Annotated in this window: 14 protein-coding genes; 11 read left to right on the forward strand and 3 right to left on the reverse strand. The window is 38.9% G+C overall.

The features are described 5' to 3' along the window. Window positions 1–2: 2 nt before the first annotated feature. From IW644_RS02970 to IW644_RS03010, 9 genes are all read left to right on the forward strand, one after another. On the forward strand, window positions 3–1343 hold the full coding sequence (locus IW644_RS02970) for an O-antigen ligase family protein (protein WP_269916336.1): 1341 nt from the start codon (window positions 3–5) through the stop codon (window positions 1341–1343). Then, window positions 1343–2449, forward strand: a complete 1107-nt coding sequence (locus IW644_RS02975) for a glycosyltransferase family 4 protein (RefSeq protein WP_269916337.1) — start codon at window positions 1343–1345, stop codon at window positions 2447–2449. The genes IW644_RS02970 and IW644_RS02975 overlap by 1 nt, the downstream gene beginning before the upstream one ends. A 9-nt stretch (window positions 2450–2458) precedes the next feature. Then, complete coding sequence (locus tag IW644_RS02980) at window positions 2459–3412, forward strand: acyltransferase family protein (protein ID WP_269916338.1); 954 nt, start codon at window positions 2459–2461, stop codon at window positions 3410–3412. Between the two features lie 68 nt (window positions 3413–3480). Next, complete coding sequence (locus tag IW644_RS02985) at window positions 3481–4341, forward strand: glycosyltransferase family 2 protein (RefSeq protein ID WP_269916339.1); 861 nt, start codon at window positions 3481–3483, stop codon at window positions 4339–4341. A 54-nt stretch (window positions 4342–4395) separates the two neighbouring features. After that, window positions 4396–5277: a glycosyltransferase gene (locus IW644_RS02990; protein ID WP_269916340.1), complete on the forward strand. Its 882-nt coding sequence runs from the start codon at window positions 4396–4398 to the stop codon at window positions 5275–5277. A 15-nt stretch (window positions 5278–5292) separates the two neighbouring features. Next, a complete protein-coding gene (locus IW644_RS02995; protein WP_269916341.1) occupies window positions 5293–6717 on the forward strand; it encodes an oligosaccharide flippase family protein in 1425 nt (474 codons plus the stop codon). Next, the gene (locus IW644_RS03000; protein WP_269916342.1) at window positions 6718–7938 is read left to right on the forward strand and encodes a glycosyltransferase; all 1221 of its coding nucleotides are present in this window, start codon (window positions 6718–6720) and stop codon (window positions 7936–7938) included. 16 nt (window positions 7939–7954) lie between these two features. Beyond that, a complete protein-coding gene (gene wcaK, locus IW644_RS03005; RefSeq protein ID WP_269916343.1) occupies window positions 7955–9190 on the forward strand; it encodes a colanic acid biosynthesis pyruvyl transferase WcaK in 1236 nt (411 codons plus the stop codon). A gap of 138 nt (window positions 9191–9328) precedes the next feature. Next, entirely contained in the window at window positions 9329–9967 is a 639-nt protein-coding gene (locus tag IW644_RS03010; RefSeq protein WP_269916344.1) for a hypothetical protein, read from the forward strand. Window positions 9968–10108: 141 nt separating this feature from the next. Here IW644_RS03010 and IW644_RS03015 read toward each other — a convergent pair whose 3' ends face one another. After that, window positions 10109–12583, reverse strand: coding sequence for a right-handed parallel beta-helix repeat-containing protein (locus IW644_RS03015; protein WP_269916345.1), 2475 nt, complete (start codon window positions 12581–12583; stop codon window positions 10109–10111). A 307-nt stretch (window positions 12584–12890) separates the two neighbouring features. On the opposite strand from IW644_RS03015, the gene IW644_RS03020 reads away from it, so the two are divergent. After that, entirely contained in the window at window positions 12891–13988 is a 1098-nt protein-coding gene (locus tag IW644_RS03020; protein ID WP_269916346.1) for a glycosyltransferase, read from the forward strand. A gap of 72 nt (window positions 13989–14060) precedes the next feature. Here IW644_RS03020 and IW644_RS03025 read toward each other — a convergent pair whose 3' ends face one another. Continuing rightward, window positions 14061–14924 carry a glycosyltransferase family 2 protein gene (locus tag IW644_RS03025; RefSeq protein WP_269916347.1) on the reverse strand — a complete coding sequence of 288 codons (864 nt, stop codon included), beginning with the start codon at window positions 14922–14924 and terminating at the stop codon, window positions 14061–14063. A gap of 455 nt (window positions 14925–15379) precedes the next feature. Continuing rightward, the gene (locus IW644_RS03030; RefSeq protein ID WP_269916348.1) at window positions 15380–17221 is read right to left on the reverse strand and encodes an acyltransferase family protein; all 1842 of its coding nucleotides are present in this window, start codon (window positions 17219–17221) and stop codon (window positions 15380–15382) included. Window positions 17222–17507: 286 nt separating this feature from the next. On the opposite strand from IW644_RS03030, the gene pheS reads away from it, so the two are divergent. Further along, window positions 17508–18488: a phenylalanine--tRNA ligase subunit alpha gene (gene pheS, locus IW644_RS03035; RefSeq protein ID WP_015066912.1), complete on the forward strand. Its 981-nt coding sequence runs from the start codon at window positions 17508–17510 to the stop codon at window positions 18486–18488. Window positions 18489–18497 lie beyond the last annotated feature (9 nt).

Here is an 18497-nt window from a genome sequence, read left to right on the forward strand (position 1 = left end):
ACATGTTCGAAGGGTTAAAGGTAGTTGTTGGCCTAATAAGCTTCATTATGGTGTATCGCACCATAACGGGGAACTGCAATAAATATTTAGCGTTTGCTATTTGCGCTATTTGGCTGCGATTCTTTTTGTCAGCGTTTCATACTATTACGTACCCTTCTTTGGTAGCGGGTTTTTCGATTAATGCTCTGGGCAGTATTGGTGTAGCAGGCTTAGGTTTATTATTAATACCTACCGCCGTTTTTACATTAAGAAAACTATTTCCCTATTACCTTTTCTTCGCTGCGATTGCGGCAAGCGGCATAGTAAATTTCGAAATACCCGGCACCATCAATGTTTTGGTGAAATGGTGTTATTTCCTAGTTCTTTCTGGCGCACTGTTTCTTTCAATCCGCATGCAGGGGCATGTTGAAACATTCAAAAAGCTTGCTGTTGCTTTTGTAATGCCTGTTACTTTACAAGTTTTTTCACTGCTTTTGGGTGAGGTTAAAGCTACTGAGGCAGATGGATCAGCTAGCTATATTGGCGGTTACAATCATGAAGCTGCCTTTTCAATGATTGTGGCAAGTTTCGTTTTCGTTATTGGGTTAACGCAGCGCGGCAGTATTAAGTTTCGCAGTACATTGTTCACATTAGCCGTGGTTTTACTTATTTTGGTTAATTATAGAACTGCAATGTTAGCCGTTTTGCCTATAGTCGCTGTTTTCTATTACAACCTCATCGAACAGCGAATTAAACCATCTCAGAAAGTATCAGTGATGACGCTTGTAACTATGGTTATCATTGTGTCTTTCATGGCTGTGTCTATATCAATGCGTGAGCGATTCGCTGACATCGGGACCCTAATTTCAAATCTAGATTTAGTATTAAAAGCGCCTATTTATTTTAGCGAGGCTGAAAAGGATATTATGTCAGCCAGAGTTTATATATGGAGTTTGTATATAAATGCTTTTGTTAACGCTGACCTTTTAAATCAAGTTTTTGGTTTTGGACCTGGTACATGGAGCAAAGCTTTTGAACTTTACGCCCACAACACGTTTGTTTCCTATTTATACGAATATGGGATTGTTGGCTTGTCAATCTTTATTCTGTTATGCCTTTCTATAGTATTTCAAGCAATATCGGTATCTGAACCGGGATTGAGAAAGTTATTACTGCTATCGTTCATAGGTTTTTTGGCAATGAATATGGCAACAATGCCATTGTGGAATATAGAGGGGCTTATTTTCTTTAGCCTAATCGGTGCTCAGGTTTTCGCAAGCAAACCGGATAATCAGCGCAAAACGCCAACTTCCAGAATTGAGAAAATTATGGGAATAAATCCAACACAGGGAAATGCTACTTAATGAATATTGTTGTAATTGGATTGCGAGGAATTCCTGATGTAATGGGAGGGATTGAATCCCATTGCCAAAATATTTACCCTCGAATGAAAAATGGTGATTTCGATATTACTGTTATTGGTCGATCGCCGTATTTGAGTAAAAAAACTCACGAATATGAAGGCGTTAAAGTGCGTTCGGTATGGGCCGTAAGAAACAAGTTTTTAGAAACTTTCTTGCACACTTTTATTGCTATTTTTTATGCTCGTTTGTTTTTAAAGCCAGATGTAATTCATCTGCACGCTATAGGACCAGCACTTTTTACCCCCCTTGCACGATTGCTAGGTATGAAGGTGGTAGTTACTCACCATGGTGCCGATTACGACAGGCAAAAGTGGAATAGTTTCGCAAAAAGCATTCTAAAGTTTGGTGAAAAAATGGGGGTTGTTTTTTCTCAAAAAATGTTTGTGGTTGGCAAGTCTCTAACAGCGCGGCTACAAGAACAGTACCCAAAACATGCTCACAAAATACACTACGTACCCAATGGAATGTTGCCATCATTTACTGGCTGTTCACCCGAAAGCGATTTACCCTCTGAACTCAACCTTATTAGTAACGGGTACATTGTAACTGTAGGGCGCTTAGTACCCGAAAAAGGTTTTCATAACCTAATAAACGCTTATAAGAATGCAAGCACCCAGCTTAAACTTGTTATAGTAGGTAATACCGACCACGAAGACGAATACTCGACGTCGCTAAAAGCAATGGCATCTGAAAATATTATTTTCGCAGGGCGTCGTTCTGGTAGCGAACTGAAAGCTTTATACCAACATGCAAAGGTCTTTGTACTGCCGTCTTATCACGAAGGCCTTCCAATTGTAGCTTTAGAAGCCATTAGTTCAGGTACTAACGTATTGTTAAGTAACATTATTCCTAACTTAGATATAGAAGCGCCTGAAGATACTTATTTCGAAGTCGGCGATGAACCAATGCTTACTAAAAAGTTAAATGATTTAGAGGTGTTGAACTTATTTATAGACAGGGACAAGTTTTTAACGCAGTTCGATTGGGATCAAATTGCGCTTGATACAAAAAAGTACATTCAATCAGTTTTTGAAAGCGAAAAGTAAGCAGAGCTAATGAGAGATATAAGAATAGATACGCTTCGCGGTTTGGCCTGCATTTTTTTGGTGGGTTACCATGTGATTGGTAACAATCCATCGAACGGCTTACATATAGAAAGCGGCTTTCTTCGGGAGATCAATGATCTGCTCGAAACCGTTAGAATGCCTTTATTTACATTTCTTTCGGGTATGGTATATGCCTACAGGCCGTTGTCAGAAAATTGGCCCAAATTTTTAAAGGGTAAAGCGCGAAGGTTGCTAACTCCTATGTTGGTTGTAGGTACGCTATTTGCATTGATTCAAGCCCTTGTGCCAGGAACTAACAATAAAATAGACAACTGGTGGCTTTTACATATATACCCAGTTCAACATTTTTGGTTTGTAGAAGCATTGTTTTGGGTGTTTATTTTAATTATCCCGCTAGAACTAAATAGGTTATTAAATAGTAGGCTAGTTACAGTTTTAATTATTGCAGCGTTTTTAGCACTAGCCGTTGGGCAGCCCTATACGAAATTATTGGCTTTTAAAGGCTTCATATATTTAACGCCGTTCTTTTTGTTTGGGATGAGCATCGTACGTTTTAAAATATCACCTTTGCCTATATTACCCAGTCTATTGAGTTTTGTAGGAATAATGGCTGCCATTTATTTTTTGACAGACGGTGTCTATGGAAGAAGCTTAATGGGTTGTGTAATAGGCATGCTTAGCTGTTATTTTTTGTTAGGCTTGAAGCTAAGAGTAACCTTACTAGCTCGAATCGGTATTTATTCTTACAGTATCTATATCTTTCATGTTTTCTTTACTGCTGCTACTAGGATTATTGCTAATAAGTTGTTTAGTGTACCCGACGAAATCAATTTTGTAATTGGGCTATTATTCGGAATTATGGGCCCAATAGCAGTCTACTTAGTTGCTAAACAATACCCTTTAGGGCAACTGTTGTTTTTAGGTGAAAGCCAAAAAAAATAATAAAAACACGTTTTTAAAGATTATGTATATTTCTACATCCACTATTATGTAGGCTGGAGAGTGTCCAAGTGAAAATTTCAGTAGTAATTACAACATATAACCGTCCCCATTTTTTAAAAGAGGCATTGGTGGGGGTCAGTCAGCAAACTCTGGCCCCTTGTGAAGTGATTATCATCGATGACTGTTCAACAGAACCTTACGACGAGATTTTTCCTATTATCGAAAGTATTCAAGCAAAGTATTTAAAACAAAAGTCTGGTATCGGGGCGAATGCAGCGAGAAATATTGGTATCAGCGAGGCTACTGGAGATGTTATTGCGTTCTTAGATGACGATGATGTGTGGCTTCCTTTTTACCTCGAGACCATACATAGAGAGTTTTCAAATGGTGCAGATGCTGTGGTTAGCGGCTTTAAGCAATTAGGTAAGGAAGAAGTGGTCGTAACTAATAAAGACCTACGGGTTTCTAAAACTTCTTTGCTAAGAGGGAATACTTATTGTGGAATGAGTGGCTTCAGTGCTAAACGACAAGTGTTATTGAATAATTTTTTCGATGAATCATTAAATAACGGGCAAGATTGGGATTTGTACGTTCGACTTTTCCAGCAAGGCGTTAAGTTTATAAATATTCCAAGAGCTCTTTTTCTGTATAGATTTCAAAATGAAGATGGGATAGGTGCGAAAGTCCGTAAAATGAAACCATCTGAAATTAATAAGAGATTGGGCTCAGCATATAAGCATAAGTCTTTTCTCGGTGACTATTGGTTTAAAAAACGTGTGTGTGAGCAAATTCTATTTTCTCTTAAACATAAGAATGAAAAGTCGCGCTGGATTATTCAAGCGCTAAAAATGGCAGGTTTTAAGGCTACGTTCGTTTTCTTTTATAACGCGCTGAAACGTAAAATACTCAATAAACCGATGTCCATATAAGATAGTGTCATTCAATTTTTTCTTACTTAATAAATAATCAAATATGTGGTTCACATGACTTCAAAGGTAAAGGTTTCTGTAATCGTTCCCGTATGGAATGATGCACGCAGAGTTGTTAATTGCATAAAGGCATTGAAGAACCAAAAGCTATCGCCTGAAGCTTACGAAATTATTGTTATTGATAATGGCTCTACTGATGCGACTCTTGAAGAAGTTCAAAGGATAGACGGAATTTCCGTTTTGCAAGAGGTTAAGCCTGGCTCTTATGCTGCACGAAATAAAGGACTTTCCGTCGCTAAAGGACATTACGTTGCATTTACAGACTCTGATTGCCTGCCAGATGAGAACTGGTTGGCTTCGCTTATTGAATGTGCTGAAACGCATAGCAATATTGGTGTAGTTGCCGGTGATGTCAGCTTCTTTAAAGATGAAGCTGATGAAATTGATGATGCATCTCTAGCATATGAGAGCTTTTTTTCAATGAATCAAGAAGAATATGCGAGAAAGGGTGTTTGCATTACCGCAAATTGGTTGTCGAAAAGAGAGGCACTTCTCTCGTTAGGTGGGTTTAACGCAAAACTCAAATCGGGCGGGGATCATGATATGGCAAAGCGGCTTACCGAACGTGGTTTTGATGTCGTTTTCTGTAAACAAGCAACAGTTGCACACCCCGCCAGAAATAAACAAGAAATCTTAAAAAAAAGGCGCCGAGTTATCGGTGGCTCTTGGGATAAAACCGACACCAAATTCAAGTCTGTAAAGCTACTTTGGGAAGCCGTTAAGTTATATATTAAACGTACGCTTCTTTTACTGTTTTCGAACAAGGCATCTTTAAAACAAAGGCTGTCGGTATTTGGAATTATATCAGCAATATTTTTTGTCTCGCTGTCAGAAATAGCGAAGCTCACAGCTGGCCAACAAAGTACAAGAAGCTAAAAGGAATAAAATAAATTGAGCAGGATAGTAAGTGCTACTTCATGGACGACATTAGCAACAATAGTAAATCTACTGCTAACAATGGCGCAGCTCGCTATCTTAGTACGCATTTTGGCGCCAGCAGTATTTGGTCAGTTCGCCGTCGTTAATATGGTGATAGAGGTATTTGTTGCTTTCGCTTTAGGAGGAATTTCAAACTTTTTAGTATATAAAAAGAATGCAGACCAACCGACAAGCAATGCCATATATTTTCTTGCTCTTGGGATAGGTGCAATTTTTAGCTTGGTGTTATTTTTGTTAACGCCCTTTCTAGCAACCGCGCTTGGGTATGAAAGCATAGTCCAAGAGCTAAGATTGGCCACTGTTTTACTAGTTATTTCATCTATTGCCTCGCAATACCAAGCTGTAGGAATGAAAAACTTTCATCATCAACGGGTAGCGCAAGTAGATATATTTGCGAAAGTCCTATCCTTTTTATTTGCAATTAGTTTTAGCCACTTGGAGTTACTTTGTTTAGTAGGAGCCACTATCGTATACCAGTTAGTTCGACTGGTTGGATTCATGATGGTTTTGGGAAAAGAGGTAAACCTAACGACTAAAGTAAATACTGCTATTTATCGAGAAGCATTCAATTATGGGATATTTGACTTTGGATCACAGGCTCTCAATATTGTTAGAAGGCAACTCGACATTATAATTCTTGCAGTAACCCTCCCAAGTAGCGAATTAGGGGTGTATCACGTCATAAAGCAATTAGCTAGTAGGCCTGCGCAGGCATTGCAGCCTATTATCGGTAAAGTTGCGCTACCTGCGTTCGCAGAAGTGAAAGAAGATGAGGTGCGATTCGCTAGAGTTTATAAAGACTTTTTTACACTACAGCTGTTCGTATTAGCGATAATTTACATACCTGTAATAGTTTCATCTGATTTAGTTACTGCGCTCTTCTTTGGTTCCGAATTCGTTCAACACAGCTGGGTATTATCTATACTTGCGGTATTTTGGTTTGTTCGTGTAGCAAGTTCAAATTTAGTTGGCCCACTTGTTCAGGCAACAGGTTTCACAAAAAGAAATTTTTTTTGGAATGTGGTTGTTTTGTTACCTAATGCTTTAGTTATATATTTTTCTTCGCAGTATGGTGTAATTGCTTTGGTTTCAGCAATGGCTACATTTCAGCTTTTGTTGTTTCCCATAGTAAATTATTACTTCATATTATTTATTACTAGAGTTAGTTTTTCATTTTCTCTAAGGAACATGGTTATTGTTGTGTTATCTCTGGCGGCGCCGTTAACCATATTGAAGTATTTTATTTTGCCGCTAATACCTGAAATATTTTTGGTAAAAGAAGTAGTCGTGGCGTTACTCACGTTTGCTGTAGCCGCTATGTTGTTGATCTTCTACAAAGAGTTAAAAAGCTCTCTTATTAGAGTAAAAGGATTTTAAATGTCAATTTCCAAAAAAGTTTACTTTTTTGTACGGACTTTCCCCGTGTTATCGCAAACCTTCGTGCTTAACCAAGTAAAAGATCTTAAAGATGAAGGGTTAGACGTACATGTCTTGGCAGTTAACCCGATTAACGATACATCTTCGGTTTTAAGCTCCATATTCGGTCGAGAGGTGAATGAAAAGGTAACTTCAATTTTACCAGAACCACATTCAAGAGAATCATGGTTTTTGATGCTTCTTGGGGCATTGTTTTGTGCCTGTGCTAAACGGCGTTGGCCAATTATAGGGTTGGCGTGCAGATTGGTAAGAAAGAAAAACTTCTTCTCGGCAAAAGATTTACTATGTTTAGCTTGGCATTTGCGGAACAAGAATATCGTTATGGAAAATTGCATAGCGCACTTTGGAAGTAATGGTGTCGTTCTAGATTATCTTCGTAAAGCTAAACTCATCGACTGCGAAAATTTATTTACGGTTTTTCATGGGTATGAAATTAGTCGATATGACCAGTTAAAACTATGGCAGGAAGAATACGGAAAGCTAGGCGGGAGGTTACTACCTATTAGCGAACACTGGGCTGAATCTTTAGTTAATTTTGGAGCTAATAAATCGAGCATTGAAGTCGTCCATATGGGAGTAGATGTAGATACTTTTTCTTTTAGTGATAAGGAGCTATCTTCACCACTCCAGGTACTTTCAGTTGCGCGAGCGACCGAAAAGAAAGGGCTCAAATATGCTATTGAAGCGATATTAAATTCAGAACTGGATGCTCATCTTACCTTGATAGGAGACGGTAGATTGTTGCCAAGTCTCAAAGTGCTGGTTAAACAACATCCTAATAAAAGTCGCGTAACTTTTCTAGGAGCTTGTCCTCCTGAGCGAGTTTCATCGGAATTGAAAAAAACTGACCTATTTTTACTACCCTCAGTTCAAGATAGCATGGGTGACAAAGAGGGTATTCCAGTGTCACTAATGGAAGCTATGGCTAGTGGAGTTATTGTGCTATCTACAATTCATAGTGGTATTCCTGAACTTATTGATGATGGTGTGTCAGGCTTCTTGGTCCCAGAGCGTGATGCTTTAGCGATTCAGGAAAAGATGAAAGAAATAGTAAAGAACCCGGAACTTTCTCTCATCAGAAAAAATGCGCGTGCGAAAGTTGACAATGAATTTAATGCAGCAACGTTAAGCAAACAATTACTATCGCTAATAACAAAATAGAACGGATTATAAACGTATGAAAGTACTTATTATAGGCAATCACACATGTGGCAATAGAGGCGATGGTGCAATTATCAGAGGTCTCATTCAGGAGCTAGAGCAGCAAATACCAAACATTGAATTGGAATTAATGTCGCGCTTTCCAATTAGTTCAGAGATACTGTTATCCCGCCCGTTCAGAAGTGACTGGCTTTACAAGTATCAGCCTTATAGCGGGGGACTGAAGTCAAAAATTAAAAATAGGATTCATAAGCCTATATTATTAGAAAGACTTATTTCTTCTGCGCGTACGGGGAATACGCACAACAGTCTGCCTACCAAGTTTAAAGAGTACATCACGGAGCTTCAAAATTTTGATTATGTAATTCAGGTTGGCGGCTCTTTCTTCGTTGATTTATACGGAGTCGGTCAATTTCATCATGCGTTATGCGCTCTGGCAGCTAAAGTACCCCTTCTTATTTTAGGTCATTCAGTTGGGCCATTTGAGAACGATAAGTTTTGTGAAGTATCCGAGCTTGTATTTAGTCGAGCCAAAGTGCTTGGATTACGTGAGTCAGTAAGTAAAGCGCTGTTGGAAGAAAAATTTGCATTACCAGCATGCTATGTAGAAGGGGCCGATACAGCGTGGCTCGTTAAAAATGATGTAGTAGCGATAGAAAATAAATCGTTAATTGAGTTTATTGAACGCAATAAAACAGTGGCGATAACTCTTAGAGAATTGAAGCCATTCGATAAACGCTTAGGTGTAACTCAAGAAGAGTACGAAAGAAGCTTCGCAACACTTTGTAATTCTTTAATTGAAGAGGGATATCAGATATTGGCTTGTTCTACTTGCACTGGTATCGAAGGCTATCAAAAAGATGACAGAATGGTGGCATTTAAAGTCGGTAAGCTAATTAAAAATCCAGAAATGTTTAAAATTGTAATGGATGAGCTTAACGATGTTGAACTAGGTACTTTAATAGGCAAATGTACATTGACTATTGGTACACGCCTACACAGTGCAATTATCTCTATGAACTTTGGAACTCCCGCTTTTGCTCTTAACTATGAGCACAAGTCTGAAGGAATTATGAACCAATTGGGCTTGCCACATTTAGGAGTTCCTATCTCCATGCTGATAGATGGAATTTTGATAGAGAAAGTCAGAGCTACTCTCGGTAATGTAGACACGATTCGTCAAGAAGTGGCTATTGCTGTTGAAAAGGAAAAGGAAAGGGCAAGAAATATGATCTTAAGTTCAATGAAATAGATTGTGGTGTGTCTGATATTTTTACAAGTTAAATGAGATCCATTTTAACCTCCTGAAATTAAAGGGGAATAAACCTGGCATTGGTTTTGCTTATCGAAAAGTAGTAATTGACCCATAGTTTTAGTCAAAGGAAGTACAATGAAAACATTATTTAAAGGCGCCTTTATCTCAGCGCTTCTTGCATTTGGTAGTTTTGCGAATGCTTCAATTATAAATTTTAACGATTACACAATATCAGGTTATGCTACCCAAGCTCGTAGTGGCTCTTCAACGGTTGAAGACGGTGGCTTCACCTTATCTCTAGCTGGCAACTTGTGGGTAGACATTTTCTACGATTCTGTTCTTACTTCAAATTCTATTTTGAACTTCACTTTTGAAGCTACAGGTCTTAACGCTGAACTTTATGGTATTGGCTTCGACAATGATGAAAACTATTCAGCTGACCAATCTGAAAACTTCGGATTCATCGGCGGAACACAGGCGTCAGAACTAGTAACTGCAAACCTTTTCTCTGATTATGAGAGTGGTGATGGAGTTGTAAGCTTTTCGGTTAATATTGGTGACTATGTTACAGGTTCTTTCAACCGACTTGTTTTCATTCTAGACAACGATGCGCAACAGTCAGGCTCTCTTGCTTCTTTTAGTAATGTTGAGATATGCGATAACATCCTTGTTTGTCAAACATCTTCTGTAACCTCTGTTTCAGAGCCTAGCCATCTAGGATTTGCTGGCTTAGCATTGTTAATGGTAGGCGCGCTTAGAAGAAAGCTTAGATAATTAAAATCTGCGTTATTTAATAAAAGGGCCGAATTGGCCCTTTTTTCATATTAAGGAACATGAGCAAGTTACGTTAACGACATGAACCACGGTTTATTCTTAAATTTCTTATTGTTTTTTGAGTACAGAAATTTTCAACGATTATTGTATGATTTTTATTCCTTTAAATGTCACTTTATCATCATTATTCCCTTTTGAAACTTTGTCGTTATCTAAAATTAGAAGAAGATGAGTAACCTCACCTTTTACAAACTGACCTATAGGGAATGAAATATTTTCATCTGAACTGTTATAATATGTCCCTGCATTTATACCCCAATCCTGTGTCCCGTGAAATTTTACTACTTCAGTACTATCTACTTGATCACCGTTTGTGAGTCCCACGCCTACTATTTCTGGATTCCCTTTAATATTTAGTGAAAGTTCTAGTATAGAGTTTTCTGTTAATACAACTTCAATAGGGAATGTTTGCCAATTATTACCGGTTAACGTGACAGTCGTTCTATCGGTGATTGCAGTAGTTCCGTAGCGATACTGTTCAGAAAAGCCAGTATGCCCGCTTTCGCTTGCTTTAAATTCCCACACTGTCGATGGCTGTTCTACAACAGCTTGTAAGGTTAATTCCAAAGAAAAGTTAGGAATCTTGAATTCTTCCGATACATATAGAGTAGGTTTGGGTTCGCTTTGAATTGACTCTATGTATGAAAAATCGTCTGAGTAGGGATGTTCAATTATGTTATCCATATTGAACTCGTACCTTGAATCCATAGAGGCTTCATTATAACAAAGATCATTTTTTGAAGAGCTAGAGGGGTACTTCTCTCTGTCAAATATACAATAACCTACTTTGTTGTTCTTATATTTAGTGAAAATAATGTTGTTTTGTGCTGTTATCCAAAATGTACTATCACCACTTACGCTCGATGAAGCAATGCCATTTCGGTTTACATTGATTACGTTTTCTAAGATAAATGTTCGGCCTCCAGGCTTCGACATCAAACCGCCGGCTTTAATAGCAGTCCACTCTTTACCTCTATCATCACCTAAGTTATGTATATGATTGTGGAATATATAGCTAGGTCCAAGCATGTTTGGCGCTACGCTAACCCCTGTATAACCCTGCTCCATTTCATTATTGTACACCAATACGTTTTGCTGGCCGCCATCTATTTCTATTAAGTCATCATTTGCATAGGCTAGGTAGTTGCCATAAATGGCCGAGTTCTTAACAAAGCCACCACGACGCTCAAAATTCATTCGTCCCTCAATAACGTCGTTGAATCTACGGTCTGGCGCTCCATAAAACCGGTTATTTCGAACAATGAATTCGCCTCTATAGTCATTACTGTCGTGGTATGCCCAAACTTGGAGCGCATTCGCACCTTTAGGGTGACCAACTGACCAGTTATTTGCGCCTAGATTGGGGCTATGCACTTCACACTCTTCAATTACAGCAATACCACTTCGTTCTAAGTAAATACCAGAATCGTAATTGATAGGGGAATTACTTGTCGGGCTCGAATAAGCTTTACCGTTTCTAATATCAACGGCTTCTCTGCCATATTCAGATACGTTGCAGCCTTTAATCCATATATGATGTGCCTTTTTTGCAAATATGCCGTAACGCTGTCCGCCTTTAACGGTAAGGTTTTCTAGCATAACGTAAGAGTTGTTACCAATATTCACAGCAGCAAGTACATCGCTGCCAGCTTCAATAACGGGGCCGTCGCCAATAATTTTGGCGTAGCCATCTGCGCTACCTTCTATATTTAGCGCTTCTAAATCCAATTGGCCGCCAGAGTAAATTTCAGAAAGGTAATAAACCTTATTTGGGTCAATAGGGGGCGTATTAGGTTTTGTTGTTGTTTGAAAGGAATGTTCAACTATATCTCCGTAAACATCCGTAATTGTCACTTCTATGTGGTACGTAGTGTTTGCTTCTAGATAAACTATGCTTCCAGCGAACGAACCATAAATAGGTTCCCAAGCTAGGTCTAACCCTTCACGCCAATAAGTATCATCATTGGCTCTAAATTTAACGGTGGCAGTACTTTCTTCATCCTGGCCGTAAATAACTAACCCTATAGAGTTGATAAGTGGGGTCGCGGTATCTTCAAACCCAGAAGCCGACGCGGCAAAAACTATTGAAGGGTCTAACCCTGCTGTTATTGCTGACTCGTATATATCGTTTTTGCTTAAGCCCGAGTATGTTGAAACTGTTTTCATCCACTTTGCTGTATCGATTGGGTACAAAGCAAATAGCGCAGAGGCTTGGTTAGAGGTTAAATTGGCGAACAGCGTTTTCTTTGCTTCTTCACTAAGTGGTGGCTTACGTGATAACACTTTTTGCTTATACAGTTGGGCTATTTCGTCGTCGTACTTTTCAACAACGGTTGATAGGTTTTTTGGGCCTTTGTAATCAGCTAGTAATGAGTTTACGGTATTGTTGTCATTAATATGCGCATTAAGATAGTTATACAAAATATCACCGGGTTGGCCGCCCTTTGTATAACCTTTATCATTCTTGTTCACTGTGGCACAAGAAAGCATTAGAAACGACAGTAAACCAATAAAAGCGAAGCGAAAAATAGATGGCTTTGAGTTAGCAGAGTGCATGGTATATCCCTATAGATTGAGAAGCATGAGAAGAAAACTAGGGCTGTATTAAAAGGGTAGTGCTAACGTAGTTACGTAGCAAGTCGTAACTGTGGATCTTTACTATTAGTTGTTACTTTGCTGCAGGTATTTTGTTTTGGTTACCTGCCGTAAAGCCTATGACAGGCACATAGCCCTGTTTAAGCTGAAACTAAACAACGGGTAAGTAATTTATTTTCTATAAAATAGCTCATTTTGCGTAAGCACCTGTTATACTTAAGTCTAATAAGGTGGAAGTGGTTGCTTCTAGTATTAAAATGGAATTTTTATGAAGAAAAAAGTAGCCGTTATTCACCCTGAGGCAGGGTTTTCATCAAGCGGCGGATCTCAGCTCAGTGCGTATGAAATGGCGGAACATATTGCGACATTTTTTGACGTAAAGCTTTTAAGCTCATCTAAATGTAGTGAACACAGTGTAGTAATTCCCTGTATTCCCAGAGGGAAAGTGAAAAAAGCCCAGCGTAATAAAACTATTGATTGGTTACTTACTCGCTTTGTTTCTAACCCATCATTGCTTATCGAGTCGCTAACTAGCTTCCTAACATACACGCCATATTTAATGTTTAAGCGATGTGATGTCATTTACCCTAATAACGATTATGGGGGCTTGGCAGTAGCTGCAGTAATTAGAAAGCTATTTAAGACTCCCATTCTTTATACCGAAAGGGCAGGGATGGTATCGAACGGTAAAGTATTACGCCGCAACTTGAAATTTAAGCCCGACTGCTTGGTTGTGTTTAACCAAGAAACCAAAGAGTATGTTCATTCTATAGCACCTGAACAACGGGTTGAGATTATCCCCAACGGTGTAAACTTAGCTAAATTTAGCCCGCAGGGCGAAAAATATGAGCATGGTTTACAAGGCAAAGTGTTATCAACTGTAGGTGCGTTAAATAGACAAAATCACAAGCGTATACATTTAGCCATTGAGGCAGTAAGCCAGTTAACCGATGTGTCGTTACTTATTTGTGGTGACGGCCCAGATGTACAGTACTTTAATGACCTTTGTACACAAAAGTTAGGTGCACAACGCTTTAAAATTATTAAAGTCGACTTCGCTGATATTCCTAATGTTTATCGTTCAGTTGATGCATTTACATTGCCATCTGAAGACGAGCCTTTTGGGCGAGTGTACCTAGAGGCTATGGCAAGCGGATTGCCCGTAGTAGCTACCGATGACTCCATGCGCAGAACACTAATAGGTAAAGCTGGTGTGGTTTGTAATGTTGAAAATGCAGAAGAATACGCTGCTGCCATAGCCACTACACTATCAACCGACTGGGCCAATGCGCCAATAGAACAAGCGGCTGATTTTAGTTGGGAGAGTGTAGCTGAGCAATACGCGGACGTGATAGAGAGTTTATAAAGTTTTATCTCTACATAAACAGTGCGCTGTTAACGTTAGTAACAGCGCGCATTACTATTTTGTAAATGCTGCTTACTTGCCGAACTTCCGACGAAGCCTATCTTTCCCTAGAATAACCTTGGCTGTTGCTACTAACCCCGCCTCTCGCACAGATAAACTAATCCAACCTAGCTTGTTATTCTTCTTGCCAATTTGACTAAGAATTTGATTGGCAACACGGTCGTTATAAGCTTCTTTGCCTAATAGCGCTTTATGTTTTTTAAATGCCTTAAGCCTTGGGAAGACTTTTTCTAGTGGCATATTGGCTACTTCAGTAGAAATGCTAACATGACCTCTGCGATAGAAATAAATATCTTTAGGTATGTTTTTGAAAACAGCATCTTCTAACGTGATGCGAACAAAGAAGTCCCAATCTTGGCTGTTCTTTAGTTCTTCATCAAACATTAGCTTTTTAGCTAATAAAGCCTTGCACGTAACACCACTCATTCCGCAGAATTTATTACCTTTTTTGATTACATCAGTGGTGATAACTTCAGTTTTGTTAATGTGAATTTTATCGGGCGTTTCAAGAAATCGGTAGCCGCAAGTCACTGCATCTGCGTGTTGATGCATTGCAATGTGCTGTTCTAAATAATCATTGTCCCATACATCGTCGTCATCTAAAAACGCAATAATATCTGATGTTGACTTAGTTATACCTAAGTTACGTGCTGCGTTAGCACCTGATGCTACTGGAACTTTAACGTAAGTAAATTGTTCACTTGGAAAGAGAGATAATACTTCTTCATAGCTTACTGACGAGCCATCATCAATAACGAACACTTCTTTTGGCATTACAGTTTGTTTTAATACTGCTGCGAGTGATTCTTTTAGGTAGTCTGGGCGATTATGCGTTGTGATTACAACAGACACAGTGTTTGGCATTTTCACTTCCATATTTTTTATATCCTTTGTACCTTAATAAACTATCCAAGCTGTAACGGTTTAAATGGACTATTGTCATGTGAATTAGTGTATTACTTTGACAATTACCAAAAGGCATTGAAAAAATATACGTCCTACACTAGTTATTACTGTTTTATCAAAGATTCTTGGTTTAGCGTTAGTACTTAGTTTCCAATGGTCGTCGTATATGAAAAATTAAGCAGTAAAAATCAATTGCAGTGGACAGGACAAAGGTATCATTCTTACCAAATGCCTTTAGTTTTGGAAATTGCATATATGCTATCACTAAACTTAGTCACAACAAACTAGTCAACATTTAAAAAACTTATTGTGTATTAGCTAAGAAATTCAGAAAAAATATGACGCGCCTATACGCAATTTAAGTACTAAAGGACATTGGCTTTGAGGTGTTAATTTCCATATGAATGTTAACACGCCCCCAAATACTATGTTAGAAAAATTGCGTCTAAATAAGAGTTTGCCTTTATAGAATACCAAGGCCGCATATGGTTGTAATCTCGGTAGAAGAAAGCTTTTTCATCTCTAGTTTTGCATAAACCGTCTTTACATAAATGCTTTATCGGATCGATAACTTCAACATGTTCAATATTTTTTAATTGTTTTAAAGCATCCTGATGCTCGGTGTAATCCGAGCGCGCTTTTGTTTCTGAAATGCTATTAGGTAGTCCCTTACGGATGGCAATAGTTGGGTCGAACTCTTTTCCTTTTGGCTCGCCCATTATAATAAATACTTTAGATACGTTTGTTTTCAAGGTATTTAAAAAATTGTCGTACTCTTTTATCCTTACGCGCTTTGCTTCATCGCGTTCAATTCGTTTATTTGGCAAATATGAATTAAAGCTGTAAAAAGATGTAACAACTTTTTCGAACTTTACTTCTTTTAATAGCTCTTCATAGTTTTGCAAGTTGTCACAATTCCATTTAGGGTTTTTCATAGAGGGCGTAACAAAGCATCCACTTTGCGTTAAAAAATAAATGTTGTATTCATTATTTAAGCTTTCGACATATGGGTAAAGTTGCTCAATATGACTAGCCCCCATAACTAATATATTTTTATCAGAATTACCTCCAATAAACCTTACTTTCAAACCAGCGACTTCCATATTGGGTTCGGGATAATTCCAGTCCTCTTTAGCTTCTAAAGCCGATTTAACCAACATTTGTTCACTTGGTGGCAAACGGTGCAAAAGCCCTTTAGTATGAAAAATAGCCATACCACATAGAGCAATTACAATTGCGAATGGTAAAGGGCGTAAAAGCACTTTAAATTTGTTCAAGTGGTAATCTTTTAGCGTTTTAGATTCGATATAAGTAAAACTTAAAGCACCGAGTAAAACGGATAGTGGTATACCCACTGCCCACCAATACGGACCCAACTCGAAATAATACCCAGCCACAACTATGGGCCAATGCCATAAATAAATAGAATAAGACCATTTCCCAAGTGAATGGGTAATGCTGTTGCTTACAAGTCTAGAGTTATTACTAGCAACTAAAACCATGCACGCTCCAACTATTGGCAATAGCGAAGCATATCCCGGCCAAGGTGTAGACGAAGTGAATAAGAAGAAAGAACTTATTATTAGAACGAGGCCGGTTAATTGTAATGGATGTCTAAAACTATCTTTAATGTTAAAAGGGTAGAGAAACACTAACCCCCCAGCCAACATTTGCCAGGCTCTAGTCGGTAGCAGAAAGTATGCTGCGCTACTCGACTTAACGGTAACGAAAACAGAAATCAAGAAAGCTAGAATAGTTCCGCAAAGTATAGTGAGCTTCAACTGTCGAAGCGAAAGAACTTTATTTAAGAAAACTAAGAACAAAGGGTAGATGAGATAAAACTGCCACTCTACAGAAAGGCTCCAAGTATGTAATAGCCATTTTTCATTTGATGAAGGGTTGAAATAGTTAGATTCCGACCAATAAACCATGTTTGATACGAAAGATAAACTTGCTGCCGCGTGTTTGCCTAAGTTCAAATAGTCTATCGGAGGAATGAAAAATAAACCAAACACCAAGAGAGCAAAGCAGAGAACAGACAAGGCTGGTATGATTCTTCTTACTCTAGCATTGTAAAATGATAGGATTGAGAAATTTTCTTTTTCCAAGCCTTTTACAACAATCATTGTCATAAGAAAGCCTGAAATAACAAAAAAGACATCTACACCTGCAAAGCCGCCAGGCAACCAACTGTGATTGAAGTGAAAAACGACTACTGAAACAACTGCGATGGCTCGCAATGCGTTGATATCTTCCCTGAATTTCATATTACATATTTCTCAATTAAGCAGTGTTAAAAAATATACGACCCAATAAAATCGCACACTTTGCAGCGGGCATTGTCTATCAAGGCTAATGGTTAGTCGAGTGTTTATGTAGGGCTTTTATATAATTACTAGCTTTTTCTAAAATTTCGCCATTATCAGCTATATAGGGTAGCGGTAATGTCTGTCACTCGTGTAAACTACCGCTTTTATTTCAGGCAAGCCTTAGCGCACAGAAAAATTCTTCCTATGCTTTGGCCATGCAGTCATCATGTAAATTGAGGAAAACATGGAGCTTGACGCTATTATCAATCAGGCACAAAGCCAGATTGACGCTGCACAAGATGCAGCCACATTAGACCAAGTTAGGGTCGAATTCATGGGTAAGAAAGGTAAACTTACCGACTTACTTAAAGGGCTTGGAAAGTTATCGAATGAAGAACGTCCTGCCGCAGGCCAAAAGATTAACCAAGCTAAGCAGGTTATTCAGCAAGCTATTTCTGCAAAAGGTGAGTTTTTACGCACTGAAGAGCTTAACAAAAAGCTAGCCGAAGAAGCCATTGATGTAACTTTGCCTGGCCGCACAGAAAAGCCAGGTAACTTGCACCCGGTTAGCCGCACAATTGCACGTATTGAATCTTTCTTTGGCGAGCTTGGTTTTTCAGTGAAAACTGGCCCTGAAATTGAAGATGGTTTTCACAACTTCGACGCACTGAACATTCCTGCGAATCACCCAGCGCGTGCCGATCACGATACCTTTTATTTCAACCCAGACATGATGCTTCGTACGCAAACCTCTGGTGTTCAAATTCGTACTATGGAAGCGGAAAAGCCGCCACTGCGCATTATCTCGCCAGGGCGCGTGTATCGTAACGACTACGATCAAACCCACACGCCAATGTTCCACCAAGTGGAAGGTTTGATGGTTGATAAGAACGTTAGCTTTACCGACCTTAAAGGTATTTTGCACGACTTCCTACATCACTTCTTTGAAGAGTCACTAGAGATTCGCTTCCGTCCGTCTTACTTCCCGTTCACTGAGCCTTCAGCTGAAGTAGACGTTATGGGTAAAAACGGTCAGTGGCTTGAAGTACTAGGCTGCGGCATGGTGCACCCAAATGTACTTAAAGCTGTGGGGATCGACCCAGAAGAGTACACAGGTTTTGCCTTTGGTATGGGCGTAGAGCGCTTAACTATGCTTCGTTACGGTGTTAACGACTTGCGCGCGTTCTTTGAAAACGATCTTCGTTTCCTTAAGCAGTTCAACTAAGGCAGAAAG

The sequence above is a fragment of the Alteromonas sp. PRIM-21 genome, from assembly GCF_027563165.1.
In the GTDB taxonomy this organism is placed as follows: domain Bacteria; phylum Pseudomonadota; class Gammaproteobacteria; order Enterobacterales; family Alteromonadaceae; genus Alteromonas; species Alteromonas macleodii_A.